Origin of the sequence: Aeribacillus sp. FSL M8-0235 (assembly GCF_038000355.1) — a bacterium.
Lineage (GTDB): Bacteria > Bacillota > Bacilli > Bacillales > Aeribacillaceae > Aeribacillus > Aeribacillus composti.
The window spans coordinates 849725-875572 of sequence record NZ_JBBOBW010000001.1; the positions used below are offsets into that span (position 1 = coordinate 849725).

Below are 25848 nucleotides of genomic sequence, written 5' to 3' on the forward strand. Positions count from 1 at the left end.
AATTTTAGATTCTTTTTTTAAATTCTTCATGTAAAATAGAACTAAAGGGGGGGAGTTCTGATGCATATAAAAATGGACTTAGTCCAAAACCAATCCTTGAGATTGGCGATGACGAAAGAGCTGAAGCAAGCCATTGGGCTTTTGCAATATTCTACAATCGATTTAGTATCTTACTTGAGGGAAATTACGCTTGAAAACCCCTTTGTGGAATTGGAAGAATCCCATCCACCGATATTTTATCATAATCAAAGAAAGCAGCAGAGGGCTAGCAAGGAGGATGGCCGCTGGATCGAAAATATGCCGAAAAAAGGGATGGGGCTAAAAGATCATTTGCGAAATCAGCTCGTAGAATTTCGTTTTACCGAAAACGAACGGCGTGCTATTCATATTTTAATCGATGCAGTGGACTCAAATGGTTATATGTCAGAAGACTTATCCCGCCTATCGGAAAAGTTCCAAATTTCGATCGATCTTTTGGAAAAACAGCTGTCTGTGCTGCAATCATTAGATCCAATTGGCGTCGGGGCACGTTCGCTTCAAGAATGCTTGCTTTTGCAGGCTAAAGAAATCGAGGAAAAACCTGAAGGCTCCGAGTTCGTGTTAAAAGAGCATTTTCATCTGTTTGCCACAAAAGCTTGGAAGGATCTTTCCAAAAAGACAGGTCTGTCGCTGAATGCTCTTCAGCAAATTTTCGATTTTGTTCAAACATTGAATCCAAGACCTGGTCTGCAATTTGATGAGGAAACCCCGAATTATATCATCCCTGATTTAATGATTGAAGAGCGAAATGGAGATTGGATTGTATATTATAATGAAGATCTTTTGCCGCAAATTAAAATCAATCGGGACTACGAACCGATTGTACAAACAGAAAAAGAAGTAAAATCTTACGTACAGACTAAACTCCATCAAGGACGCTGGCTGTTAAAATCGCTTGAGCAGCGGAAGGAAACGCTTGTCAAAGTTATGCAGGAAATTATACGATTTCAGAAAGACTTTTTCTATTTGAAAAACAACATTTTGAAACCGTTAACATTAAAAGATATCGCTGATTCTCTTAACATTCACGAGTCGACTGTAAGCAGAGCGGTCAATGATAAATTTGTTCAAACTCCTTTCGGTTTATATGAGTTGAAATATTTTTTCACTAACAAAGTGGGAGAAGAAGATACATCAAGTGCGAATGTTAAACAGGTCATTCAGCAATTAATTGATCAAGAAAATAAGCAAAGACCGCTTTCAGATCAAAAAATTGCCAACCTGTTGAAAGAGAATTATAATATGAATGTTTCGAGAAGAACAGTGGCCAAATACCGCGATCAGCTCAATATCCCTTCGTCCAATTTGCGAAAAAGATATAATTAGAAAGGAATTGGATTCGTGAATCAAGTGGTTCTTTATACGAAGCAAACATGTCCATTATGTGATGAAGCAAAGGAATTGCTGTATAAGCTGCAAGCTGAAATACCCTTTGATCTGAAAGAAAAAGATATTTATCAAGATGACCGGCTGCTGGAAAAATATCAACTAATGATTCCAGTGATTGAAGTGAATGGAAAGATTGTTATTTTTGGGAAAATTGAAGAAAATTCTTTAAGAAAACGTTTGCTGGAACTTGTTTCTGTTGATTAACATTTGCGCTCCTGCTAAAATAATATATGTAGCAAGGGGTGAATTTTTTTGCTATAATTGGGACATAATTTGTCTTATAGGGACAAAAAAAGTACCGGAAAGAAAGAGCTGAAGGGTCTTGAAAATGCAATCATTAATTGAAGCTCAAAAAAAATTATTGCCTGATCTTCTCCAAACTATGCAAAAGCGCTATCAAATTTTGCAGTCCATTCGACTGATGCAGCCTGTAGGAAGACGAAGCTTGTCAAACAATTTAGGCATCAGTGAAAGAATTCTGCGTGGAGAAGTGCAATTTTTAAAAGAACAAAATTTAATTCATATTCACCCCTCGGGAATGACCTTAACGAAAGAAGGGGATGATCTTCTTTCATCATTGGAAGAAATGATGAAAGATGTTTTAGGTTTAACTTTTTTGGAAACTACATTAAAAGAGAAGCTTCATTTAGATGAAGTGATTGTTGTTTCAGGTGACAGCGACCATTCGCCCCTCGTGAAAAAAGAAATGGGAAGAGCTTGTGCACAATGCATTATGAATCATTTGCAGGATGACGAGGTTGTTGCTGTGGCAGGCGGCACAACGCTGGCAGCTGTTGCTGAAATGATGATTCCGTTAGGTCATCGCCGAAATGTTTTATTTGTCCCTGCAAGAGGCGGACTAGGGGAAAATGTTGAAAACCAGGCGAATACGATTTGCGCCAAAATAGCTGAACGTGCACATGGGAAATACAGGCTGCTCCATGTTCCTGACCAGCTAAGCAAGGAAGCATATGAATCCATTATCGAAGAACCGGAAATAAAAGACCTTTTAAAAATTATACGTTCAGCGAAAATGCTTGTTCATGGCATCGGGGATGCTCAAACAATGGCGGAGCGAAGAAAGACTCCGAAGGAAGATTTCGAAAAAATTAAAAAAGGAAAAGCAGTAGGCGAAGCTTTCGGTTATTACTTCAACCAAAAAGGTGAAGTCGTCCATAAAGTTCAAACGGTTGGAATGCAGCTGGAGGACTTAAAAAACATACGAAATGTGATCGCGGTTGCTGGAGGAGCCTCTAAAGCAAAAGCGATCAAAGCGTATATGAATCAATCATTAGCCACGATTTTAGTAACTGACGAAGTGGCAGCTAAAGAGTTATTAAGGGAACTGTAAAGCTCCCTCAATATAAACATCATTCCTAAAATTGAAGGAGGACTTAAAGATGGCAGTGAAAATTGGTATTAATGGTTTTGGTCGTATTGGACGCAATGTATTCCGCGCAGCATTAAAAAATCCTGAAGTAGAAGTAGTAGCAGTAAATGATTTAACAGATGCAAACATGCTTGCACATCTTTTACAATACGATTCCGTTCATGGAAAACTCGATGTGGAAGTCGGGGTAAACGGAAATAACTTGGTCGTGGATGGAAAAGAAATTCAAGTATTATCCGAGCGCGATCCAGCTCAATTAGGCTGGGGAGACCTTGGCGTTGACATTGTAGTAGAATCTACTGGTCGCTTCACAAACCGTCAAGATGCAGCAAAACACCTTGAAGCAGGTGCGAAAAAAGTAATCATTTCTGCGCCGGCTAAAGAAGAAGATATCACAATTGTTATGGGCGTAAACGAAGACAAATATGATCCAAGCAATCATCATGTCATTTCCAACGCTTCATGTACAACAAACTGCTTAGCTCCGTTTGCAAAAGTTTTACATGAAAAATTTGGCATTGTTCGAGGCATGATGACAACTGTGCATGCTTATACAAATGACCAACAAATTTTAGACTTGCCTCACAAAGATTACCGCCGCGCTCGCGCTGCAGCAGAATCTATTATTCCGACGACAACTGGTGCGGCTAAAGCAGTTGCGCTCGTATTGCCTGAATTAAAAGGAAAACTTAACGGTATGGCAATGCGTGTTCCGACACCAAATGTGTCCATCGTTGACTTAGTGGCTGAGCTTGAAAAAGACGTAACAGTGGAAGAAGTAAATGCGGCGCTTAAAGAAGCAGCTGAAGGAGAATTGAAAGGTATTTTAGCGTACAGCGAGGAGCCGCTTGTATCCAGAGACTATAATGGTGATACTCATTCTTCTACGATTGATGCGCTTTCTACTATGGTGCTTGAAAACCGCATGGTGAAAGTTGTTTCTTGGTACGATAACGAAACAGGATACTCAAACCGTGTGGTAGATTTGGCGGCTTACATTGCAAAACAAGGTTTATAATCTTTAAATACGGACTTGTGGCTTGCCTGTTTAAAAAGCTATAATGAAAAGCGGGAAGGGGAAGGGGACGTTTACATTCCCCTTTCCCTTTCAACATGTAGGAAGAATTTTTTCCTGATCGTTATTGTGAAGGAGGAGCTTGAGCCATGAACAAGAAAACGATAAAAGATGTCGATGTGAAAGGGAAAACGGTATTTTGCCGAGTTGACTTTAATGTACCGATGCAGGATGGCAAAATAACCGATGATACACGCATTCGAGCTGCACTCCCAACGATCCAATACTTGGCGGATCAAGGAGCGAAAGTATTGCTTGCCAGCCACCTTGGCAGACCAAAAGGACAGGTTGTGGAAGAGCTTCGATTGACGCCTGTAGCGAAGCGTTTAGAAGAACTGTTAGGCAAAAAGGTGGTCAAAGTAGATGAAGCTTACGGTGCGGCTGTAAAAGCGGAAGTAGACAAGTTAAACAATGGCGACATTCTCGTTCTGGAAAATGTACGCTTTTATCCTGGCGAAGAAAAAAATGATCCTGAGCTTGCTAAAGCTTTTGCTGAATTGGCTGATCTATATGTTAACGATGCCTTTGGCGCTGCTCACCGCGCACATGCATCCACCGCAGGCATTGCGGAATATTTACCATCTGTTGCAGGATTTTTAATGGAAAAAGAAATCAATGTTTTAGCGAAAGCGCTTGATAATCCTGACCGCCCATTTACAGCGATTATCGGGGGTGCAAAAGTAAAAGATAAAATCGGAGTTATCGAAAATTTATTGGAACGTGTAGATAATTTGATTATCGGCGGAGGACTTGCTTATACGTTTGTAAAAGCGCTGGGTCACGAAATCGGCAAGTCTTTGCTTGAAGAAGATAAAATAGAACTGGCAAAATCGTTTATGGAACGTGCCAAAGAAAAGGGCGTTCGCTTTTATATGCCTGTAGATGTTGTGGTAGCAGATGATTTTTCAAATGATGCCAATACAAAAGTAGTGGATATTGACAGTATTCCGGCTGATTGGGAAGCACTTGACATTGGACCTAAAACGGCTGAAATTTATGCGGATGTCATTCAACAATCAAAGCTTGTTGTTTGGAACGGACCGATGGGCGTTTTTGAAATGGATGCTTTTGCAAAGGGAACAAAAGCTGTAGCGGAAAGCTTGGCGAAAGCAGAACATACTTATACGGTCATCGGCGGCGGTGATTCAGCAGCAGCAGTAGAAAAATTCGGCCTTGCGGATAAAATGAACCACATCTCAACCGGAGGCGGAGCATCTTTAGAGTTCATGGAAGGGAAGAAACTTCCGGGAGTTCAAATATTGGAAGACAAATAACCACAACCATTTCCGTAAAAAGGAAGGTGTAAAGATGAGAAAGCCGATTATTGCAGGGAATTGGAAAATGCATAAGACGCTGGAAGAAGCAAAAAGCTTTGTAAAGGAAGTTAAATCACTCGTTCCCCCACAGGATAAAGTTGATTCCGTTATATGTGCACCTGCCTTATTTTTAGGTCAGCTTGTGGAATTGGCTGAAGGCTCTGAACTAAAAATTGGCGCTCAAAATATGCATTTTGAAGAAAGCGGAGCTTATACAGGGGAAATCAGCCCTGTTGCATTGGCGGATATCGGTGTTGATTATGTGATCATTGGACACTCCGAACGCCGGGAAATGTTTGCCGAAACAGACGAAACCGTGAATAAAAAAGTATTGGCTGCTTTCAAACACGAATTAACTCCGATCGTATGTGTAGGCGAATCATTAGCTGAGCGTGAAGCTGGAAAAACGAATGAAATTGTTGGCGAGCAGGTCAAAAAAGCGTTGGCTGGAGTCGATGCGTCGGCTGTGAAAAGCATCGTGATTGCTTATGAGCCGATTTGGGCGATTGGCACAGGAAAATCGTCTTCTCCGGAGGATGCCAATGAAGTATGTGCCCATATTCGGGGTGTAATTGCCGATATTTATTCCGATGATGTTGCAAACAAAGTTCGCATTCAATATGGCGGCAGTGTTAAACCGGAAAATATTAAAGATTTTCTAAACCAGCCGGAAATTGACGGAGCATTAGTCGGAGGCGCAAGCCTGGAACCACGCTCTTTCTTGCAGCTATTGGAGGAAGGCCAAAATGAGTAAAAAACCAGTAGCATTAATTATATTAGACGGTTTTGCTCTGCGTGACGAAGTGAAAGGAAATGCTGTGGCTCAAGCGAACAAGCCGAATTTTGATCGATTTTGGAATACATACCCGCATGCAACGTTAAAAGCATGTGGAGAAGCTGTCGGCTTGCCGGAAGGTCAAATGGGAAATTCTGAAGTTGGACATTTAAACATCGGTGCAGGCAGAATTGTATACCAAAGTTTAACACGCGTTAACATAGCGATTCGTGAAGGCGAATTTTTTGAAAATGAAACATTTCTTTCAGCTATGAACCACGTGAAAGAAAAAGGAACGAACCTTCACATTTTCGGCTTATTATCGGATGGCGGCGTTCACAGCCACATTAACCACTTATTCGCCTTGTTAAAATTGGCGAAAGATCAGCAAGTGAAAAATGTGTTCATTCATGGATTTTTGGACGGACGCGATGTTGGTCCGCAAACGGCGAAGCAATATATTGATCAGCTGAATGAAAAGATCAATGAATACGGAGTAGGACAGATCGCAACGATTTCAGGCCGCTATTACTCGATGGACAGAGATAAAAGATGGGATCGAGTAGAAAAAGCATACAGAGCGATGGTGTATGGTGAAGGGCCAGCTTACAAAAACGCATACGAATGTATTGAAGATTCTTATGCACACGGGATTTATGATGAGTTTGTCATCCCTTCTGTTATGACAAAAGAAGACGGCAGTCCTGTTGCAACCATTCAAGATGATGACGCGGTCATTTTCTATAATTTCCGTCCGGATCGCGCCATTCAAATTTCGAATACATTCACAAATGAAGATTTCCGTTCCTTTGATAGGGGACCGAAACATCCAAAACGTTTATTCTTCGTTTGTTTGACGCATTTTAGCGAAACGGTGAAAGGATATGTTGCCTTCAAGCCGGTTAACTTGGACAACACAATTGGTGAAGTCATTTCCCAAGCTGGATTGAGGCAGCTGCGCATTGCAGAAACAGAAAAATATCCGCATGTTACGTTCTTTATGAGCGGAGGCCGGGAAGAGAAGTTTCCTGGCGAAGAACGGATTTTAATTAATTCACCGAAGGTAGCCACGTATGATTTAAAACCGGAAATGAGCGCATATGAAGTAACTGAGGCGCTTTTAAAAGAAATTGAGGCTGACAAGCATGATGCGATCATATTGAATTTTGCCAATCCGGACATGGTCGGTCACTCCGGCAAACTTGAGCCAACGATAAAGGCAGTCGAAGCGGTTGATGAATGTCTCGGAAAAGTGGTGGATTTGATTCTCGAAAAAGGCGGAACAGCTATTATAACTGCTGACCACGGAAATGCGGACGAAGTCGTCACACTTGACGGAAAACCGCAAACCGCACATACGACAAATCCAGTGCCGGTTATTATAACGAAAAAAGGAATCGAATTGAGAGAAGACGGAATTTTAGGTGATTTGGCACCAACGATGCTCGAGCTGCTCGGGCTGGAAAAACCGAAAGAAATGACAGGGAAAAGTCTTATTAAATCATAAATAAAGGAGATGAAGCAATATGCCAGCTATTACTGATGTTTATGCACGTGAAGTGCTTGATTCAAGAGGAAATCCGACAGTTGAAGTAGAGGTGTATACAGAATCAGGTGCATTTGGACGGGCGCTTGTACCTAGCGGTGCATCCACAGGTGAGTACGAGGCTGTTGAATTGCGTGACGGTGATAAAGAACGCTACCTTGGAAAAGGGGTTTTAACAGCAGTTAAAAACGTGAACGAAATTATTGCCCCAGAACTGTTAGGCTTTGATGTGACGGAACAAAATGCCATCGATCAACTATTAATTGAACTTGACGGAACAGAAAATAAAGGAAAGCTGGGAGCAAACGCAATTTTAGGTGTTTCTATGGCCGTTGCTCGTGCTGCAGCTGATTATTTAGGTGTTCCGCTGTATCAATATCTCGGTGGCTTCAATGCGAAAACTCTTCCTGTGCCGATGATGAACATTTTAAACGGCGGCGCTCATGCAGACAACAATGTTGATATTCAAGAATTCATGATTATGCCGGTCGGCGCGGAAAGCTTCCGGGAAGCACTGCGGATGGGAGCGGAAATTTTCCATTCATTAAAATCTGTATTAAAAGGAAAAGGATATAATACAGCTGTTGGTGATGAAGGCGGATTCGCTCCAAATTTACAATCAAATGAAGAAGCTTTGCAAACTATTATCGAAGCAATTGAAAAAGCCGGCTACAAACCTGGCGAACAAGTTAAGCTTGCGATGGATGTTGCTTCTTCTGAACTGTTTAATAAAGAAGACGGCAAGTACCACCTAGAAGGAGAAGGCGTTGTAAAAACGTCGGAAGAAATGGTGCAATGGTATGAAGAGCTTGTCTCCAAATATCCGATCATTTCGATTGAAGACGGACTTGATGAGAACGACTGGGAAGGCCATAAACTGTTAACAGAACGTTTAGGCGGAAAAGTTCAGCTTGTCGGAGACGATTTATTTGTAACAAATACAAAAAAATTAGCGGAAGGCATTGAAAAAGGAGTCGGCAACTCTATTCTGATTAAAGTTAACCAAATCGGAACGTTAACAGAAACGTTTGATGCGATCGAAATGGCAAAACGCGCCGGCTATACAGCGGTCATCTCCCATCGCTCAGGCGAGACGGAAGACAGCACCATTGCAGACATTGCTGTGGCAACAAACGCAGGCCAAATTAAAACAGGCGCACCTTCCCGCACGGACCGCGTTGCGAAATACAATCAATTGCTTCGCATCGAAGATCAACTTGGCGATACTGCAGTTTACCAAGGAATTAAATCTTTCTATAACTTGAAAAAATAACACTATCTATGAAAAGGTCTAACCGAGTTATTTGGTTAGACCTTTTTTAATTAAAGCTCAAAGCACACAAAATCATAACCTAGACGGTGTGTAAATACTTTCTTATTACCAATAAACAACATATAATAAAAACATAGACAGCGTAAAAACACAGTCCCGGTTGGTAGTCCGGGCGCACTCCGAAAGAGTGTCAGTATCCTTCCCCTCCTTGGGATGTCCATCGCTGTCGTTACGTTTTACAAGGAGGGACCTTTCATGAAGTTGACGGTTTTTTACGATGGACAATTCTGGATCGGTGTGGTTGAGCAAAAGGAAGGTGAAGCTATAAAAGCGGTTCGCTACGTATTTGGTTCAGAGCCAAAAGATGATGAAGTTTTGGCATTTGTGAATGGTCCGATGCTATCGTTACTGCACAAGTGCCGCACAACAACCGCCGTGCCGCTTGAAATGAAAAAGCGCAAAAATCCGAAGCGACTGCAACGTGAAGCTGCAAAGGAAATGAAAACAAGGCCGCTTTCCACATATGCACAAACAGCCCTTCAGCTAGAATTGGAGCATCGTAAAAAAGAGAGAAAAGTTTTGCGCAAGGAGCTGCGCGAAGCTCTCATCAAGCGAAAAAGAGAGTTAAAGCGTTTAAAAGCGAAGGCAAAACATCGTGGAAGGTAATACAGAGTTGGATGTCTTGCTTCAAGACATCCGCTTTCGTATTTTCTGAATGGATACGCTATTGTGTAATGAGCCAATTTATGATACATTAAAACTATTGTAATGTGCGTTTTTTTAGGAGGTGGAGTGGACATGCATACTCTGCTTGTCATACTATTAGCAATTGTATCTATTGCGCTGATCGCTGTGGTGATACTGCAGTCTGGAAAAAGTGCTGGATTATCTGGAGCCATTTCCGGCGGTGCTGAACAGCTTTTTGGGAAGCAAAAAGCGCGTGGAATAGATTTAATCTTACATCGTATTACAATCGTTCTTTCTGTGTTATTTTTTGTTTTAGCAATTGCTGTTTCATGGTTTGGATTATAATAGCTAGAAAGGTCTGTCAAACAGGCCTTTTTTCTATGGGAAAATAAAGCTGTTGAATGAATAATGTTTTTGGTATATAATGGAATTTAAACTTTTTTCATACTACAATTCGTTGTAAAAAATAAAGAATTTAAAAAGAGAAGGAGATTTTAAAATGAAAGTTTTACCGCCAAAACCTTTTACGTTTGAAGGTGGGAATCGTGCTGTACTGCTGCTTCACGGCTTTACTGGAAATTCAGCAGATGTGCGGATACTTGGGCGTTTTTTGCAAGATAAAGGGTATACTTGTCATGCCCCTCAATATAAAGGCCATGGGGTTCCTCCGGAAGAATTGGTTCATACCGGTCCCGATGACTGGTGGCAAGATGTGATGGGCGGCTACGAACATCTGAAAGACTTAGGTTTTAAAGAAATTGCAGTTGCCGGTTTGTCTCTTGGAGGAGTTTTTTCTTTAAAACTGGGATACACTGTACCTGTAAAAGGAATTATTCCAATGTGCGCCCCGATGTATATTAAAAGCGAAGAAACGATGTATAAAGGGATTTTAAAATATGCCCGCAAATATAAACAATTTGAAGGAAAGCCGGAAGAACAGATTGAGGCGGAAATGGAAGAGTTTCAAAAAACACCAATGAAAACGTTGAAAGCTCTGCAGCGTTTGATTTCTGATGTGAGAGAAAATGTCGATATGATTTATGCCCCGACATTTGTGGTTCAGGCGCGGCACGATGAAATGATCAATCCGGATAGTGCAAATATTATTTATAACGAAGTAAGCTCAAATATAAAAAAAATCAAATGGTATGAAGAATCGTCGCATGTTATTACGCTTGACAAGCAGCGAGATGAACTGCATCAGGACGTCTATGAATTTTTAGAGAGCCTTGATTGGCAGGAGTAAAAGGAGGTTATCGTATTGGCAGAACCCGATATGCAGTTAGCTGAAAGGCTTCTTTCTTTTATGAAGGAAGAGGCTTATAAACCTTTGACTGTGGAGGAATTAGAAGAAGCTTTTCAGCTAGAGGACGCAGACGAATTTAAAAAGCTGATTATTACTTTAAATAAGATGGAAGAAAAAGGCCTCATTGTGCGGACGAGAGCAAATCGATACGGTGTTCCAGAAAAAATGAATTTGATCCGCGGAACACTGGTCGGACATGCCCGCGGATTTGCTTTCGTTGAACCGGATGAACCAGGTTTTGATGACGTGTTCATTCCGCCCGGCGAGCTGAATCATGCGATGCATGGAGACAAAGTTCTTGTGCGGCTAAGCCCGAAAACAAGCGGGGCGAGACAGGAAGGCACGGTCATACGCATTTTGGAAAGAGGAATAACGGAAATTGTCGGAACATATACGGAAAGCAAAAACTTCGGATTTGTCATACCTGACGACAAAAAGATTGTCAACGACATTTTTATTCCGAAAAATGCATCAAATGGGGCAGTTGAAGGTCATAAAGTAATTGTCCGACTCACGTCATATCCTGAAGGACGAATGAGTGCAGAAGGAGAAGTCGTACAAATTTTAGGCCATAAAAATGATCCTGGCGTCGATATTTTATCAATCATTCATAAGCATCAGCTGCCATTGAGCTTTCCAGATGATGTATTAAAGCAAGCAAACGAAACACCTGATGAGATTAAGAGCGAGGAAATCAAGAACAGACGAGACCTTCGCAACGAATTAATCATTACCATTGATGGTGAAGATGCAAAAGATTTGGATGATGCCGTAACAGTAACAAAGTTAAATAACGGCTGCTATAAGCTTGGCGTGCATATCGCAGATGTCAGTTATTATGTAAAAGAAGGAACTCCGATTGACAGAGAGGCATTTGCACGCGGGACAAGCGTATATTTAGTTGATCGCGTCATTCCGATGATACCGCATCGTTTATCAAACGGAATTTGTTCGCTGAATCCGAAGGTGGATCGTCTGACATTATCGTGCGAAATGATTGTGGATGAATATGGGAACGTAGTTCAGCATGATATTTTTCAAAGTATTATTCGCTCCGCTGAGCGGATGACTTATTCAAATGTCAATAAAATTTTGATTGAAAAGGATGAACAGCTTCGGGAAAAATATCAAGAAATTGTCCCCATGCTGGAGGATATGGCTGAGCTTGCGTCGATTTTACGGAAAAAAAGAATGCTGCGCGGAGCTATCGATTTTGATTTTAAGGAAGCGAAAGTTTTGGTGGATGAGAAAGGCAAACCGTATGATGTCATTATTCGGGAACGATCTGTAGCGGAACGGTTAATTGAAGAATTTATGCTGCTTGCAAATGAAACAGTAGCAGAACATTTTCACTGGTTAAATGTACCGTTTATATATCGAATTCACGAAAAACCGAATGAGGAAAAACTAAGACGTTTCTTGGAGTTTATTACAAATTTTGGTTATGTAGTGAAGGGGACAGGAAACAATATTCATCCGCGCGCTTTGCAGCAAATTTTAGATGAAGTACGGGGAAAACCTGAAGAAATGGTGATTTCAACTGTCATGCTTCGGTCTATGAAGCAAGCGAAATATCATCCGGAAAGCGTCGGGCATTTCGGATTGTCGACCGAATTTTACACCCATTTTACTTCCCCGATTCGCCGTTATCCCGATTTGATAGTTCATCGACTCATTCGCAAATATTTGCTTGAAGGGAAAATAGACGAAAAGACACAGATGAAATGGGCATCAATTTTGCCGGAAATTGCAGAACATTCTTCTAATATGGAACGGCGGGCTGTTGATGCGGAGCGTGAAACGGATGATTTGAAAAAAGCAGAATTTATGCTGGATAAGATTGGGGAAGAATTTGATGGAATCATCAGTTCTGTCACAAACTTCGGCATGTTTGTCGAGCTCCCGAATACTGTTGAAGGTCTCGTTCATGTAAGCTATATGACGGATGATTACTACCATTATGATGAACGTCATTATGCGATGATCGGTGAAAGAACGGGAAATGTTTACCGCATCGGCGATGAAATTACCGTCCGCGTTGTGAATGTTGATAAAGAGGAACGATCCATCGATTTTGAAATTGTCGGTATGAGAAAAAAACGAAAAAAATCAACACGGCCTGAAACGGTGAAGGTGATTAAGAGCAAACATCAGGAAGAAGAGGAAGAATGGTCAACGAGACCGCCGAAATCAAAAAAGAAAAAGTTTTATAAAAACGTATCGAAAAAGAAGCGGAAGAAGAAAAAGCGTTAAAGCGAGGCCAGATGTCTAAAAAAACAAACTTATTGAAACAGCAAAATTTCACTTAGAAAGAATCTTGATTGAGGCGAAAATGTTCATTTGCTATAATTATCTTTACCCCTAATTTTCACGAAAGGGTGACAGAGAATGTCAAAGGGAGAAGGGAAACTGATTGCCCAAAATAAAAAGGCGCACCACGACTATTTTATTGAAGAAACGTATGAAGCTGGGATCGTCCTCCAGGGAACAGAAATTAAATCGATTCGCGCCGGCCGCGCCAATTTAAAAGATGCGTTCGCAAGAGTGGAAAAAGGGGAAGCTTTTCTTCATAACATGCATATCAGCCCGTATGAGCAGGGAAATCGATACAACCATGAGCCGTTAAGAACGAGAAAGCTTCTTTTGCACCGAAGAGAAATCAATAAGCTGATCGGGGCCACAAAAGAACAGGGTTATTCATTAGTTCCGCTGAAGCTTTACATTAAAAATGGATTTGCGAAAGTGCTTATCGGGCTAGGAAAAGGGAAAAAGAAATACGATAAGCGGGAGGATTTAAAACGAAAAGAAGCGAAAAGAGAAATTGAACGGGCATTTCAACAAAAACAAAAAGGGATCTATTAATGATAACAATAAATGACAATTGAAAAATATATTGTTTTTGTTATAATAATATATGTCGTTGCCAGTTGAATATATTTCTCAAGCACTAGCTCGAATAAAACGGGGACGTTTTGGATTCGACAGGGATAGATCGAGCTTAAGCTGCGAGCCGGAGGGATCGTCTCCGTCATCAACGTCGCCTAAAGATAACTGGCAAACAAAACAACTACGCTTTAGCTGCTTAATGCTAAAGGCTCCTTTCTTCCATCGCCCATGTGGAGGAAAAGGGGTTCAACTTAAGTGGGCTACGCCCGATTCCGCCGTCTGAGGAAGAGGGAAGAGACGAATCAGACTAGCTGTCCGGATGCCTGCCGACAGGCTAAGGAACAGTGAAATGTTAAATATGTCGGATACGCTCGTAGATGCTTAAGTGGCGATATCTCTGGACGTGGGTTCGATTAGGAAATAGTCGCCTTGTGTGGCAACACACAAGTGAAAATCCGGCTTAATCGGTGAAACCTAAGTCGTTTCTGCGATATGGCAACACCGAGCGGTATGTGGAGCAATCCAACAGCCGTGTATCGACTCATAGGCTGCCTTCAAGGTAGTACTAGGATGCGAAATTCTGCCGTACGGCAAATCTAAATTTCGCATAACACGCCGGAGGACCTGTTTAGGTTCAAGATATAGTCAGTGCCATTGCGAAAGCATGGATCAGCACGTCCCACCGTCTCCATTATAGAAAGACGTTTCCCGTGATTTTTATAAAATTAACAATGAAATAAAAGAAATCGGCAAACATGCTGGTTTCTTTTATTTACATGCTTTGCTAAAGGAAAGGGTTTCAGTTCAAAGCTGAGGTCCTTTTTTCTTATTATTGTGCAGCTTTCAATACTTTTTGAGCGAGAAAATAGGCTGTTGTAGCAATAAGCAATGATATAAGCAATGGTATGGAAGAAGGCTCGCCGAACACTACCTCTTGACTAAGACTGACCGTTTTGGCAGAAAAATCTGGCGTGTAAAAAGCAGTTAAAACAGTACCCGATAGTATTTGAAATACCGTATAGAGCAATAGAAAACGAATGATAAAAACAAAATATTTTTTCAAAAATGATCCCGCATTTTTTGTATTTAAGTATACCATCATTTTCTTTTTTGCCACATCCTTGTTAATTGAATTTATCAATAGAGCTCTTATTGAAAAAAAGCGCACATGCTGTGAAAAGCAAGTGCGCTTTTTGATTAAAAGACAATCGTTTTGTTTCCATGGACAATCACGCGGTCTTCCAAATGCAATTGTACAGCGCGGGCGAGAACGTCGCGTTCAATCGTTCTTCCGACCCTTTTTAAATCTTCAACATTGTACCGATGGCTGACCTCTTTAACCCCTTGTTCAATAATTGGTCCTTCGTCCAAATCTTCCGTCACATAATGGGAAGTGGCTCCAATAATTTTGACTCCGCGTTCATATGCGCGCTCATACGGTCTTGCACCGACAAATGCAGGCAAGAACGAATGATGAATGTTAATAATTCGATGCCGGTAATGCTTGATGAAATCTGGAGATAAAATTTGCATATAACGGGCGAGAACGACGAAATCAATATTATATTTCTTCAACAGTTCAAGCTGCTGCTTTTCCGCTTCCGGCTTATTGTCTTTATTGACCGGTATGTAATAATACGGAATTCCAAGCGATTCAACTGGTTCACGCAAATCTGGATGGTTGCTGATTACCAAAGGTATTTCGCAAAAAAAATCGCCTGATTGATAACGCCAAAGAAGATCGAGAAGGCAATGATCTTGTTTCGATACGAAAATCGCCATTCGCTTTAATTGGTTCATATATGAAAATTGCCATTTCATTTGCAATTCTTTTCCGATCGGCTCAAAGTCTTTTTCAAGCTCGCCTTTTTTACGTTCTATATCCGGTAATTCAAATTCAACGCGCATAAAAAAAGTGCCGCCTGAAGGATCTGTTGAATATTGATCTGATTGGACGATATTGGCGCCGTGTTCATATAAAACTTTAGAAATTTTTGCAACAATTCCTGGCTGGTCGTTGCATGTAATAAGAAGACGTGCGCGATCTTTATATTGATGTAAAAAAGATTCAAGATTCGTTTGTTTCGTATGTAACATAAACCTTTCCTCCAACCCAAATGTGATCTGTACAAAGGATACTAATAGTTTGCTTTCTTGTCAATTTGAACAAGGAAAAAAATATTTATAAGTATTCAATGTAAGAAAATCTTACAACAAAAATTAAAAAATACGAAAAAAAATTGTATAATAAAGTTAATGGCTGAAAATGTTATAAATTTTAACGTAATAACGTTATAAAAGGAGGTATAACAATGTCAGAATCATATAAGGATAAAAAAGTCATTACGATCGGTATCGTTAGTGAACTAACAGGGCTATCACCAAGAAAAATACGATATTATGAAGAACGAAAATTAATTTTTCCCGAAAGAACGAAACAAGGAACGAGAAAATATTCCTTTTCAGATATTGAAACATTAATGGAAATTGCAGATAAAATCGAAGACGGCGTTCAAACGTTTGAAATTAGAAAAGAAATGCTGAAAAAAGAAAGAGATAAAATGCTCGAAGATAAGAAAAAAATGATTCAAGGCCAGCTGAATGCACACTTCAAAATAAGAAAACAATAGTTCAGGGCGGTTAAAACCGCTTTTTTTTTATGATTTAAAAAAGTTCTTCATTTTTATAAAAAATTATCAGAGTTTTTTTGCTTTTAACAAAATATTAGAGGTATATTTAAAATAGATGATTATTTAAAAAGGAGGAAGAAGAAAATGGACTATCGTATAGAAAGAGATACGCTGGGAGAAGTAAAAGTTCCCAAAGACCGCTACTGGGGTGCACAGACGGAACGGAGCAGAAACAATTTTAAAATCGGTACTGAGACGATGCCGATTGAAGTCATTCGTGCATTTGCCATTTTAAAAAGAGGTGCAGCGATCGTTAATGAAAAATTAGGAAAGCTGCCAAAAGAGAAAAAAGATGCGATCGTTCATGTTTGCGATGAAATTATAGAAGGGAAGCTTGATGAGCATTTCCCGCTCGTAGTATGGCAAACCGGAAGCGGAACGCAGTCGAACATGAATGTCAATGAAGTGATTTCGTTTAAAGGAAATGAATACTTGAAAGAAAATGGGTTTGAATCATTAAAAATTCATCCAAATGATGATGTGAATATGGGACAAAGCTCAAACGACACATTCCCTACAGCAATGCATATTGCTGGTGTCATAGCGATAAAAAACAAGCTGTTGCCGGCAATTGATTTGTTGACAGAGACGCTCGATAAGAAATCTAAGCAGTTTGAGAATCTTGTGAAAATTGGCCGCACCCACTTGCAGGATGCAACACCGCTCACGCTTGGACAGGAAATCAGCGGATGGGTACATATGCTGAGAAAAAGCAGAAAAATGATTGTCGAAGCAATGGATAACTTGAGAGATTTGGCGATCGGCGGAACAGCAGTCGGAACAGGAATTAATACGGATCCTCAGTTTGGACAGCTTGTTGCAGATGAAATAAGCAAGCAAACGAATGAATCATTCCGTTCCTCTGAAAACAAATTCCATGCGCTAACTAGCCATGATGAAATCGTTCATGCACACGGAGCGCTAAAAGCCTTGGCAGCTGATCTTATGAAAATTGCAAATGATGTTAGATGGCTGGCAAGCGGTCCAAGATGCGGAATTGGCGAGATCACGATACCAGCAAATGAGCCCGGAAGCTCCATTATGCCGGGAAAAGTGAATCCGACGCAAAGCGAAGCATTAACGATGGTAGCAGTCCAAGTCATGGGAAATGATGCAGCGATCGGTTTTGCTGCAAGCCAAGGAAATTTTGAATTAAATGTTTTCAAACCGGTTATTATTTATAACTTTTTACAATCGATCCGGCTTTTATCGGATAGTATAATTTCCTTCAACGACCGCTGTGCTGTGGGAATTGAAGCAAACAAAGAAGTGATTGATAAATATGTACAAGACTCGCTCATGCTCGTAACTGCTTTAAATCCTCATATTGGATACGAAAATGCAGCGAAAATTGCAAAGCTTGCATATGAAAAACGATTGACTTTAAAGGAGGCAGCTGTTCAACTGAACCTTCTGTCAGCCGAAGAATTTGACCGCATTGTCCAGCCGGAGAAAATGGTGTAACAGAAAACATTGAATTTTTGCTGGGAGATGAAAATATATACCGATACTCACTACTTGATACGATCCCTCTTGTCTAGATAGAAAGAAAAAACCTATACTGTCTATGAACTGCACCCCTTAAAGTAGATGTTGAAAAATCCCTATTTGGTCAACACTGCTTTAAGAGGTGATTTTTTATGGCAAGAAAAGGACAAAAGTTCATAAACTATTCAGTTGAGTTTAAACTCTTAGCAGTTAAAAAATATCTTCGAAGACAGTGCTTCTTTCTTCAGCTTACAGACCTACTGAGTTATATGGGGAGGAATTGTCAGATGATTTCTTTAACATTCCTTCTACAACTATTCTGTAAGCCGCTGAATAAGGGGGAATTTTTAATACTGTCTATTTGATCTTTGATCGGGATATGTTCAATTTGTGCGTCCGGTTTTCTTATTTATATTCAATGCTGCCAGGTGCAAAAACCATTATCCTCCACATAAAAATTTCATGAATCCTACACAAAATATTCACCTTTGCAATGTTGCAATATGTATGTATTAAATTTATTCTTTATTTAATAGTTCTCAATTAATTTTTATTGAGGAAAGGAGATTTATTGTGAAAAAAATCATTATATTGCTTGCCGCCGTTTTCCTTCTTGCAGCTTGCGGTCAAAATGAAACGAAACAAGAGAACAGCGGAGAAAGTGCCGAAGTTCATCCGCTCGAAGTCAATTTGAAAGTGCCAGACCATGCGAATATTCATGAAAAAGTTTCGTTGACTGCTGAAGTGAGCTACGGAGGAGAAGCGGTTGAAGATGCTGATGAAGTAAAATTTGAAATATGGAAAGAAGGAGAAAAAGAAGAAAGTAAAATGATAGAAGCAAAACATGAAAAAGACGGCCAATATACGATTGAACACACATTTGATGAAAATGGAGTTTTTTTTGTTCAATCACACGTTACGGCGAAAAATCAGCATAATATGCCCAAAAAACAAATTGTGATTGGTGAACTACATAAAGGTGGAGCTTCAACGGGAGAAAACGAAGAAACCGCAAATCATACTCATGAACATTCTCAAGGATCTGTAGACATCCAATTGGAGCTGCCGACAAATGTAAAGGCGAATGCGGAAACATTGATTCAAACAAAAATTCAAGCAGAAAACGCTCCGTTGCTAAACGCAAACGTCCGTTATGAAATTTGGAAGGACGGTTCTGATAAGCATGATTGGGTAGATGCTGCAGGAGACGAGAAAGGTACTTATGAAGCGAAATATACATTTTCTTCCTCAGGAACTTATCAAATCCAAGTTCATGTCAACAATGATGAAGGACTACATGAGCATGTCACGAAGAAGGTAACGGTTCAAAAATAAAGATCGGAATGGATATTGTTTATGGTAGAAAAGAATTGAGAAAGAATCGCTGAAAAAGTGTATATGTATGGACAAAAATAAGAGCGGGGAAAGAAATCAATTAAGTCGTGGCGAACTAATTGAACGGCAGGAACCAGATATGTTCGAAGCACGTAACGTCGATACGTATGAATAGATTAATTAAAAACATGAAAAGCCGCCCTTCCCTTAAAAAGAGAATGTATGGCAAAAGAATTTTAAACGAAATAATTGATTGGCATTGAATACGAAAAAGAATTCCTTTTTATAAATGAATGAAGATTCGTCCAGTATAACTTGTTCGAACATAAGTTAAATAACAAATGCAAAGTAGTCTTATAAACCAAAATAAAGCGAAAATTTAGTTAAACGAAACAAAAGTGCATAAAAGCTGAACAACCTTACTCCAATGAATTTTGAAGTAAGGTTGCTTTGGCTTTATTCATATTGCTGATTTTCAAGGTAAGAAAAAATTATCTTTTCGACCATCTCAATTTTATTGAGTTAACAATTTTTCTAAGTCGTCCAGCATATGGTTTGCAGCAAGCACACCGCCGGCTGTGTTCCAAATAGCGTCGTCAACTTTGTAAGCTTTTCCGTTTTTAACAGCATTTAAGTTTTTCCAAAGTGGATCGTTTGTCCATTCTTTTTCTGCTTGCAAAGCTTCTTTGTCTCCTTGCGGTGCATAGGTGAAATAGAAGATGATGTCACCGTCCATTTCCGGAATTTGTTCTTTTCCGACTTCAACTGCCAAATCTCCTAATTTATTTGCATCTGTAAACAATTTTTCTTGCTGAGCAGGACGTTTAAATCCAATTTGATCGAAAATCACACCAGAAAATGAATCTTTCCAATATATTCTCGTTACACCAGCCATGAAACGAACAACTGAAACTTCTTGATTCACTTGATCTCCTAATTTTTGTTTTACTTCTTCTACATGATTATTAAAATCATCTAATACTTTTTGTCCTTCTTCTTCACGATCGATGGCTTTTGCATATAGCTTAAAGTTTTCCTGCCAGTCGCCTCTTAATGTTTCCGAAAAAACTGTTGGCGCTATTTGATTGAGCTTGTCGTAGATTGCTTCTTGGCGAAGCTTATTGCCTATAATCAAGTCAGGCTGAAGAGCTGCAATTTTTTCAACATTGACTTCACTTTCTGTACCAACGACTTCAACGTCTTTCATTTCATCTTTAATATGATCGTACCAAGGATCGCCAAGCCAAGATTGAACGGCTCCGACTGGTTTTAATCCCATTGCTAAAAGCGCTTCGGTTCCTTCATTCGTTAATACGACGACACGTTCAGGTTTTTTTGGAATTTCAGCTGTTCCCATTGCATGCTCAACTTTGTATGATTGACTTTCAGTTGAGCTTTCTTTCTTTTCTTTTGAAGCTTCTTTACTGTCCCCGTTGCCGCAAGCAGCAATTACTGCCAGCATGAGTATGGCAACGATGGAAAATAATAATTTTGATATTTTTTTCATTATGTAACCCCCTAAAATGTAGTTGAAAATGATTTTCAATTCCTTAATAATAGTAATCAGTGAGAAATAAAAAGTCAATAATTAATTGAAAATGATTTTCACATTCAAAATGATTTGGTACAATTGGTTCAGAAGTTCGACTTGTTAGGAGAGACGTGAAGTTGTCATTATCTAGTAATCGTAAAGCAATCTTACTTTTTCTTTCCTTTTTGCTTCTATTATTCAGCATGTGTGCAAGTATTGTATATGGATATACGGATACAAGCTGGAAGATGGCATGGGATGCTTTTTTTCATTTTAATGGTTCCAATGAACATATTATTATACAAAATGTTCGACTTCCTCGATCCGTCATAGCGAGTGTAGTCGGCGCTTGTCTTGCTTTATCCGGTGCATTGATGCAAGCTATTACGAAAAATCCTCTTGCATCGCCAAGCGTTTTTGGCATCAATGCCGGTGCAGGATTTTTTATTGTTCTAGCTTTTTCCTTATTTTCTGTAAACAGCTTACAAGCGTTTACTTGGATTGCTTTTGCAGGCGCAGCTTTTGCTGCCATGCTTGTGTACATGATCAGCTCATTGGGTAGTGATGGATTGACGCCTGTAAAGCTTACTTTGGCAGGAGCGGCCGTTGCGGCACTTTTTTCTTCCCTTACGCAAGGTTTGTTAGTTTTAAATGAAGCAGCGTTGGATCAAGTATTATTTTGGCTTGCAGGATCTGTGCAAGGCCGCAAAATGGAGGTAATGACAGCTGTTCTTCCATATATTTTGATTGGATTAGTTATTTGTACATTTATCGCCTCTAAATTAAACGTCTTAGTAATGGGAGAAGAAGTGGCGAAAAGTTTAGGACTAAAAGTAGGAACAGTGAAGTTTTTTGCAGCCTGTGCTGTCATATTTTTTGCGGGCGGTGCAGTTGCGGCGGCTGGTCCTATTGCATTCATCGGCGTAGTCGTGCCCCATATTGCAAAGTATGTGGCCGGAAATGATTACAGATGGATTTTGCCGTTCTGTGCAGTATTTGGTGGGATTTTGCTAGTTGCAGCAGATATTGGCGCCCGTTTCATTGTCATGCCTGAAGAAGTCCCTGTAGGGGTCATGACGGCGATAATTGGAACCCCATTTTTTGTTTATATTGCAAGGAAGGGGGTTCGTGCATCATGAAAAAATATGTTTCGCTTCGGATCGGAAATGTCATTTCATTTTTAATTGATAAAAAAGCCTTTTTCCTTTCGTTCGTTTTCTTTCTTGCGTCGTTTTTCGTAATCCTTGTCAGTGCAAGTGTAGGCGAAGTGATGATCAGCCCTGCCCAAGTTTTTCAAACAATTTTTGGAATAGGGGATGGAACGAACGAGCTTGTTATTAAACAATTTAGGCTTCCGAGAATTCTTATTTCCCTTTTGGTCGGCATGTGTTTGGCTGTTGCGGGCGGAATTTTGCAAAATTTAGTTCGAAACCCTTTAGCATCCCCTGACATTATCGGAATTACCGGCGGTGCTTCGGCAGCGGTTGTACTATTTTTAATGCTGTTTTCCGATAAGAATCATTCTTTAACTGTAAGCATTCATTGGATGCCTTTGGCAGCTTTCATAGGAGCAGCCGTTACAGGCATTTGTGTTTATTTATTGTCGTGGAAAAACGGTGTGACTGCAATCAGGCTTGTGTTGGTCGGCATTGGAATCTCCTTTTTAACTAAAGCATTAACGACTTTGTTAATGATAAAAGGGCCTATTTACCAAGCATCCCAAGCAAATATTTGGATAACCGGCTCAGTTTATGCGGCAAACTGGTCTCAAGTAAAGATTTTGTTTCCAGCAACTATCATTCTTCTCTTGATAACGGTTGTTACTGTACGAACGATCAATATTCAAAGTTTTGGCGATGAGATCGCAATCGGTATGGGAAACCGGGTACAATTAACCCGCTTTTTCCTCTTATTTCTAGGAACCGCTTTGACTGCTGTTGCTGTCGCTTTTGGAGGAGGGATAGGGTTTGTAGGTCTTATTGCTCCTCACATTGCAAGAAAGCTTGTCGGTTCAAGCTTTGGTTTGATGCTGCCGATTTCAGCCTTTGTCGGGGCACTCATTGTTATGCTTTCTGATTTATTGGGAAAAACAATCTTTTTGCCGCATGAAATTCCAGCTGGTGTGTTTACTTCAGCGATCGGGGCTCCTTATTTTATTTACTTGTTAATGAAGCACAGAAATATTTAGGAGGTGATGGCATGCATAGATTGTATACTCATGAGTTAACTTTTGCTTATGGACAGAATATGATTATTGAAGATCTTAATCTTACTATTCCAACGGGAGAAATTACTGTATTAATTGGAAGCAACGGTTGCGGAAAGTCGACCTTATTAAAATCTTTGGCAAGAATTTTAAAGCCAGCAGGCGGTTCAGTACTCTTGGAAGGAAAGGACATTGCCGAGCTACCGACAAAGGAAGTGGCAAAAAAACTGGCGATACTTCCGCAAGGGCCTGAAGCCCCAGAAGGATTAACTGTTTTGCAGCTTGTTAAACAAGGACGGTATCCTTATCAAAATTGGCTGAACCAATGGTCCAAGGAAGATGAAGAATTAGTTTTTCGAGCGCTTGAAGCAACTAGAATGAGTGAATTGGCAGAACGAACAGTGGACTCTTTATCAGGAGGACAAAAACAGCGTGCATGGATCGCCATGACTTTGGCGCAAAATACAGATATTATTCTTTTCGACGAGCCAACAACTTATTTAGATATAACACATCAAATTGAAATACTCGATTTATTATTTGAATTGAATATGAAAGAGAAAAGAACGATCATCATGGTTCTTCACGATTTAAATTTAGCCTGCCGTTATGCTCATCATATCGTCGTATTAAAGGATAAAAACATTTATAAACAAGGAAAACCGGAAGATGTAATGAATGTACAACTGGTCAAAGATGTTTTTGAAATGGATTGCAAAATTATTCGCGATCCGATTTTTGGAACACCGCTATGTATTCCGTTCGGAAAAGGGAGAAATATTAATAAAGTAGGGATGCAGGCATGGGAAAGTTGACGTTCGATGAAATAAAGGTGCTGTCAAAATTTCGATATTCAGAAGCAAAACGTGCAACCGATTCATCAATTGACATGGAGGAACTGCTAAAACCGGAAAAACTGCAGCTGTTTTTAAAAAATATTCAGCCTAAATTTAATGCACCTCTTTATGTAGCCGGGTCAATGTTTATTAAAAGATATGCTTTTTTAGCCGCTTTAGCTCTTTATACCATGACAATGTTTGATAAAGCTTTAAAAGTGGATATAAAAAATCTTGTCCTGATCACTGATGACGAAGATCCGCTTTGGCTGCCGGGCTTTTATTTCAAATCGAACGAAGTCACAATCGCTCCCCAAGAAAGAAAAAAATGGCGGGATGAAATGTTAACCTTATTATTTAAAGAAAACATCACCCGTCTTTTACAGGTTGTCTCAACAGAGGCAAAAATTTCAAAATGGATTCTTTGGGAAAATGTTGCGATCTATATATTTTGGATGTATGAAACATTGCTCAATGAAAAGCAGCATGAAGATAAACATGAAAAAATAAAAGAAGATTTTATTTATTGCGTGAAGGAAGCAAAAGGTGAATTGTTTGGGGATTTTAATCGGAACCCTTTAAAAAAATTTTTTGGTCCTAAGACATATTCTGATCAATATGATGATTATATTCGAAAAAGAAAAACATGCTGCCTGTTTTATTTGACAGACGATGAAGGGAAAAAGTGCAGAACATGCCCGAATGTTAGTGAATGTACAATAAAAAAGTAATTGGAGAGATTAAAAATGGATAACCAGTTTCAAGCTCAGATTGATGCGCTTGTTGAAAAGTATACCGAACTCTTGCTTGGAAAATCGTCTCCTGAATTAAAAGAAAAAGTGAAAATTTGGGTGTTGTATACGTACATGGCAAAATCGATGCCGCCGCTAGTGAAACATTGGAATGAAAAATTTCCAGAAGCAAAAGAACAAATGAAAGCTATTATTAATGAAATAAAAGAATTAAATGAACAGCATAGAAATAATAAAAAACGTTGATCTAAATTTGAAGTTGTCCTCCTTATAAGCAGCAGGGGGATTTTTTATGCGGACAGAATAGTATCATTCAAAATAACTTTAAGGTTTCATAGCATTGACGTTGGACGAAACAATGGAATGCTGATAAAGGTTAAAAATTTTTTGTGCTAAAGCAAAATGCTTCTTACTTTAAAAACAGCAGATAAATAGTGATCATATAGAACGGAATGAGCATTCGATCGCCTATTCAGTAATCGATTGGGAATAACATTTCAACCCGTAAAGAAATAAAACCTTACTCCGCTTGTTTACCGGAATAAGGCTGCTTTAACTCTTTATTTGCTGTCTGCTCGAATGGGGTCAGACACTTTTAAGTTCATTTTTATTGAATGTTTTGATTGTAAGGAGATTGCTGCTGCAAATAATTAGCATATTGCTGATAGCTTTGTTGTATTTTTTGGTTGTCGCACGCCTCAAGGGAATACCATCCATTTTTAAACATGACATTAAATAACTGCCGCTGGCATTTTTGCGTTTCGTCGCAAATCATTTGAATATTTTCGTATAAAACGGTGTGGCTAAGCTCATTCAAAGCTGTACTATAACCTTGTGTCATATATTTTTCAGTTGCAAGCAAGTCATTTATAAAGTCGCGGTCGTTCATTTGCGGGCTTTTTTGAACTGTTGTTTCCGGATTGCTGATTTTCGTGTTGTTTGATTGCTGGGCTTGCATAATAAATCTCCTTTCTACTGCATTTGTGGATTGCCATTTAATTGATTTAATATCTGCTGATAGTGGCGATGATGCATTTCTCCTACCTTTTCCAACTCAGCTTTAATTTCAGGAATTTGGCATTGTGAAGCAAAAAAATGTGCTTTTTTCATCGCAATTAAATTCCATGACATCATATCTGTTAAATATAGTTGATCTTTTACAGAAATAATTTGCGGCGGTTCGTTATAAACTTGATTTTGCTGCATATTTTGCATATTGGTTGGCATTTGATTCATCATAAAAGCCCCCTTTTTCAAAAATGTACAAATTTAATATCCCACAATTTTTAAAGAGTTATGCAAAAATTTTTTAACAGGAATATTGAACA

General features: G+C 39.5%; 26 protein-coding genes and 1 other RNA gene. 22 read left to right on the plus strand and 5 right to left on the minus strand.

The genetic code is table 11. The annotated features are described in order from the left end of the window. Nucleotides 1–60 precede the first annotated feature (60 nt). The 14 genes from rpoN to ssrA all read left to right on the plus strand — a co-directional run bounded on the left by rpoN (nucleotide 61) and on the right by ssrA (nucleotide 14098). Nucleotides 61–1365, plus strand: a complete 1305-nt coding sequence (gene rpoN, locus NSQ71_RS04155) for an RNA polymerase factor sigma-54 (protein ID WP_339194458.1) — start codon at nucleotides 61–63, stop codon at nucleotides 1363–1365. 15 nt (nucleotides 1366–1380) lie between these two features. Continuing rightward, nucleotides 1381–1632, plus strand: a complete 252-nt coding sequence (locus NSQ71_RS04160; protein ID WP_063386962.1) for a glutaredoxin family protein — start codon at nucleotides 1381–1383, stop codon at nucleotides 1630–1632. Nucleotides 1633–1756: 124 nt separating this feature from the next. Continuing rightward, entirely contained in the window at nucleotides 1757–2779 is a 1023-nt protein-coding gene (locus tag NSQ71_RS04165; protein WP_063386961.1) for a sugar-binding transcriptional regulator, read from the plus strand. Between the two features lie 49 nt (nucleotides 2780–2828). Further along, nucleotides 2829–3836, plus strand: coding sequence for a type I glyceraldehyde-3-phosphate dehydrogenase (gene gap / locus NSQ71_RS04170; protein ID WP_063386960.1), 1008 nt, complete (start codon nucleotides 2829–2831; stop codon nucleotides 3834–3836). 146 nt (nucleotides 3837–3982) lie between these two features. Continuing rightward, nucleotides 3983–5167 carry a phosphoglycerate kinase gene (locus NSQ71_RS04175; protein ID WP_311066978.1) on the plus strand — a complete coding sequence of 395 codons (1185 nt, stop codon included), beginning with the start codon at nucleotides 3983–3985 and terminating at the stop codon, nucleotides 5165–5167. 34 nt (nucleotides 5168–5201) lie between these two features. Then, entirely contained in the window at nucleotides 5202–5963 is a 762-nt protein-coding gene (tpiA, locus tag NSQ71_RS04180; RefSeq protein WP_340733042.1) for a triose-phosphate isomerase, read from the plus strand. Continuing rightward, nucleotides 5956–7491 (plus strand): 2,3-bisphosphoglycerate-independent phosphoglycerate mutase, encoded by a 1536-nt coding sequence (gpmI, locus tag NSQ71_RS04185; protein WP_340733044.1) that lies wholly within the window; start codon nucleotides 5956–5958, stop codon nucleotides 7489–7491. Before tpiA ends, gpmI begins: the two co-directional genes overlap by 8 nt. A 19-nt stretch (nucleotides 7492–7510) precedes the next feature. Then, nucleotides 7511–8803 carry a phosphopyruvate hydratase gene (gene eno, locus NSQ71_RS04190; RefSeq protein ID WP_066249160.1) on the plus strand — a complete coding sequence of 431 codons (1293 nt, stop codon included), beginning with the start codon at nucleotides 7511–7513 and terminating at the stop codon, nucleotides 8801–8803. 255 nt (nucleotides 8804–9058) lie between these two features. After that, on the plus strand, nucleotides 9059–9469 hold the full coding sequence (locus tag NSQ71_RS04195) for a YjdF family protein (protein ID WP_066249163.1): 411 nt from the start codon (nucleotides 9059–9061) through the stop codon (nucleotides 9467–9469). A 132-nt stretch (nucleotides 9470–9601) separates the two neighbouring features. Beyond that, on the plus strand, nucleotides 9602–9835 hold the full coding sequence (gene secG, locus NSQ71_RS04200; protein WP_063386955.1) for a preprotein translocase subunit SecG: 234 nt from the start codon (nucleotides 9602–9604) through the stop codon (nucleotides 9833–9835). A gap of 154 nt (nucleotides 9836–9989) precedes the next feature. Next, nucleotides 9990–10736 (plus strand): alpha/beta hydrolase, encoded by a 747-nt coding sequence (locus tag NSQ71_RS04205; RefSeq protein ID WP_066249166.1) that lies wholly within the window; start codon nucleotides 9990–9992, stop codon nucleotides 10734–10736. Nucleotides 10737–10766: 30 nt separating this feature from the next. Next, nucleotides 10767–13049, plus strand: coding sequence for a ribonuclease R (rnr, locus tag NSQ71_RS04210; RefSeq protein ID WP_066249291.1), 2283 nt, complete (start codon nucleotides 10767–10769; stop codon nucleotides 13047–13049). 135 nt (nucleotides 13050–13184) lie between these two features. Next, nucleotides 13185–13658, plus strand: a complete 474-nt coding sequence (gene smpB / locus NSQ71_RS04215) for an SsrA-binding protein SmpB (protein WP_340733047.1) — start codon at nucleotides 13185–13187, stop codon at nucleotides 13656–13658. 109 nt (nucleotides 13659–13767) lie between these two features. Further along, nucleotides 13768–14098, plus strand: a transfer-messenger RNA (tmRNA) gene (gene ssrA / locus NSQ71_RS04220). Between the two features lie 413 nt (nucleotides 14099–14511). On the opposite strand, the gene NSQ71_RS04225 is transcribed toward ssrA, so the two are convergent. Further along, the gene (locus tag NSQ71_RS04225) at nucleotides 14512–14784 is read right to left on the minus strand and encodes a hypothetical protein (RefSeq protein ID WP_340733049.1); all 273 of its coding nucleotides are present in this window, start codon (nucleotides 14782–14784) and stop codon (nucleotides 14512–14514) included. Nucleotides 14785–14879: 95 nt separating this feature from the next. After that, nucleotides 14880–15779: a formyltetrahydrofolate deformylase gene (gene purU, locus NSQ71_RS04230; RefSeq protein WP_339194467.1), complete on the minus strand. Its 900-nt coding sequence runs from the start codon at nucleotides 15777–15779 to the stop codon at nucleotides 14880–14882. A 215-nt stretch (nucleotides 15780–15994) separates the two neighbouring features. On the opposite strand from purU, the gene NSQ71_RS04235 reads away from it, so the two are divergent. The 3 genes from NSQ71_RS04235 (at nucleotide 15995) to NSQ71_RS04245 (ending at nucleotide 19195) form a co-directional block, all read left to right on the plus strand. After that, the gene (locus NSQ71_RS04235) at nucleotides 15995–16312 is read left to right on the plus strand and encodes a MerR family transcriptional regulator (RefSeq protein WP_063386951.1); all 318 of its coding nucleotides are present in this window, start codon (nucleotides 15995–15997) and stop codon (nucleotides 16310–16312) included. 144 nt (nucleotides 16313–16456) lie between these two features. Further along, on the plus strand, nucleotides 16457–17836 hold the full coding sequence (gene fumC, locus NSQ71_RS04240) for a class II fumarate hydratase (RefSeq protein WP_130156803.1): 1380 nt from the start codon (nucleotides 16457–16459) through the stop codon (nucleotides 17834–17836). Between the two features lie 597 nt (nucleotides 17837–18433). Continuing rightward, on the plus strand, nucleotides 18434–19195 hold the full coding sequence (locus NSQ71_RS04245) for a FixH family protein (RefSeq protein WP_130156801.1): 762 nt from the start codon (nucleotides 18434–18436) through the stop codon (nucleotides 19193–19195). A gap of 514 nt (nucleotides 19196–19709) precedes the next feature. Here NSQ71_RS04245 and NSQ71_RS04250 read toward each other — a convergent pair. After that, nucleotides 19710–20702 carry an ABC transporter substrate-binding protein gene (locus NSQ71_RS04250; protein WP_066249177.1) on the minus strand — a complete coding sequence of 331 codons (993 nt, stop codon included), beginning with the start codon at nucleotides 20700–20702 and terminating at the stop codon, nucleotides 19710–19712. Nucleotides 20703–20863: 161 nt separating this feature from the next. On the opposite strand from NSQ71_RS04250, the gene NSQ71_RS04255 reads away from it, so the two are divergent. The 5 genes from NSQ71_RS04255 to NSQ71_RS04275 are packed head-to-tail and all read left to right on the plus strand — an operon-like array spanning nucleotide 20864 to nucleotide 24766. After that, nucleotides 20864–21865: a FecCD family ABC transporter permease gene (locus tag NSQ71_RS04255; RefSeq protein WP_339229540.1), complete on the plus strand. Its 1002-nt coding sequence runs from the start codon at nucleotides 20864–20866 to the stop codon at nucleotides 21863–21865. Then, a complete protein-coding gene (locus NSQ71_RS04260; RefSeq protein ID WP_130156797.1) occupies nucleotides 21862–22914 on the plus strand; it encodes a FecCD family ABC transporter permease in 1053 nt (350 codons plus the stop codon). Before NSQ71_RS04255 ends, NSQ71_RS04260 begins: the two co-directional genes overlap by 4 nt. Before the next feature lie 11 nt (nucleotides 22915–22925). Then, nucleotides 22926–23747 carry an ABC transporter ATP-binding protein gene (locus tag NSQ71_RS04265; protein ID WP_063386944.1) on the plus strand — a complete coding sequence of 274 codons (822 nt, stop codon included), beginning with the start codon at nucleotides 22926–22928 and terminating at the stop codon, nucleotides 23745–23747. Further along, the gene (locus tag NSQ71_RS04270; protein ID WP_082829501.1) at nucleotides 23735–24499 is read left to right on the plus strand and encodes an IucA/IucC family C-terminal-domain containing protein; all 765 of its coding nucleotides are present in this window, start codon (nucleotides 23735–23737) and stop codon (nucleotides 24497–24499) included. The genes NSQ71_RS04265 and NSQ71_RS04270 overlap by 13 nt, the downstream gene beginning before the upstream one ends. Before the next feature lie 15 nt (nucleotides 24500–24514). Further along, nucleotides 24515–24766, plus strand: coding sequence for a DUF2573 family protein (locus NSQ71_RS04275; protein WP_063386943.1), 252 nt, complete (start codon nucleotides 24515–24517; stop codon nucleotides 24764–24766). Nucleotides 24767–25127: 361 nt separating this feature from the next. Here NSQ71_RS04275 and NSQ71_RS04280 read toward each other — a convergent pair whose 3' ends face one another. Together NSQ71_RS04280 and NSQ71_RS04285 are read right to left on the minus strand one after the other, a co-directional pair. Next, the gene (locus NSQ71_RS04280) at nucleotides 25128–25478 is read right to left on the minus strand and encodes a spore coat protein (RefSeq protein ID WP_063386942.1); all 351 of its coding nucleotides are present in this window, start codon (nucleotides 25476–25478) and stop codon (nucleotides 25128–25130) included. A gap of 14 nt (nucleotides 25479–25492) precedes the next feature. Beyond that, complete coding sequence (locus NSQ71_RS04285; protein ID WP_198318588.1) at nucleotides 25493–25756, minus strand: hypothetical protein; 264 nt, start codon at nucleotides 25754–25756, stop codon at nucleotides 25493–25495. Between the last annotated feature and the right edge of the window lie 92 nt (nucleotides 25757–25848).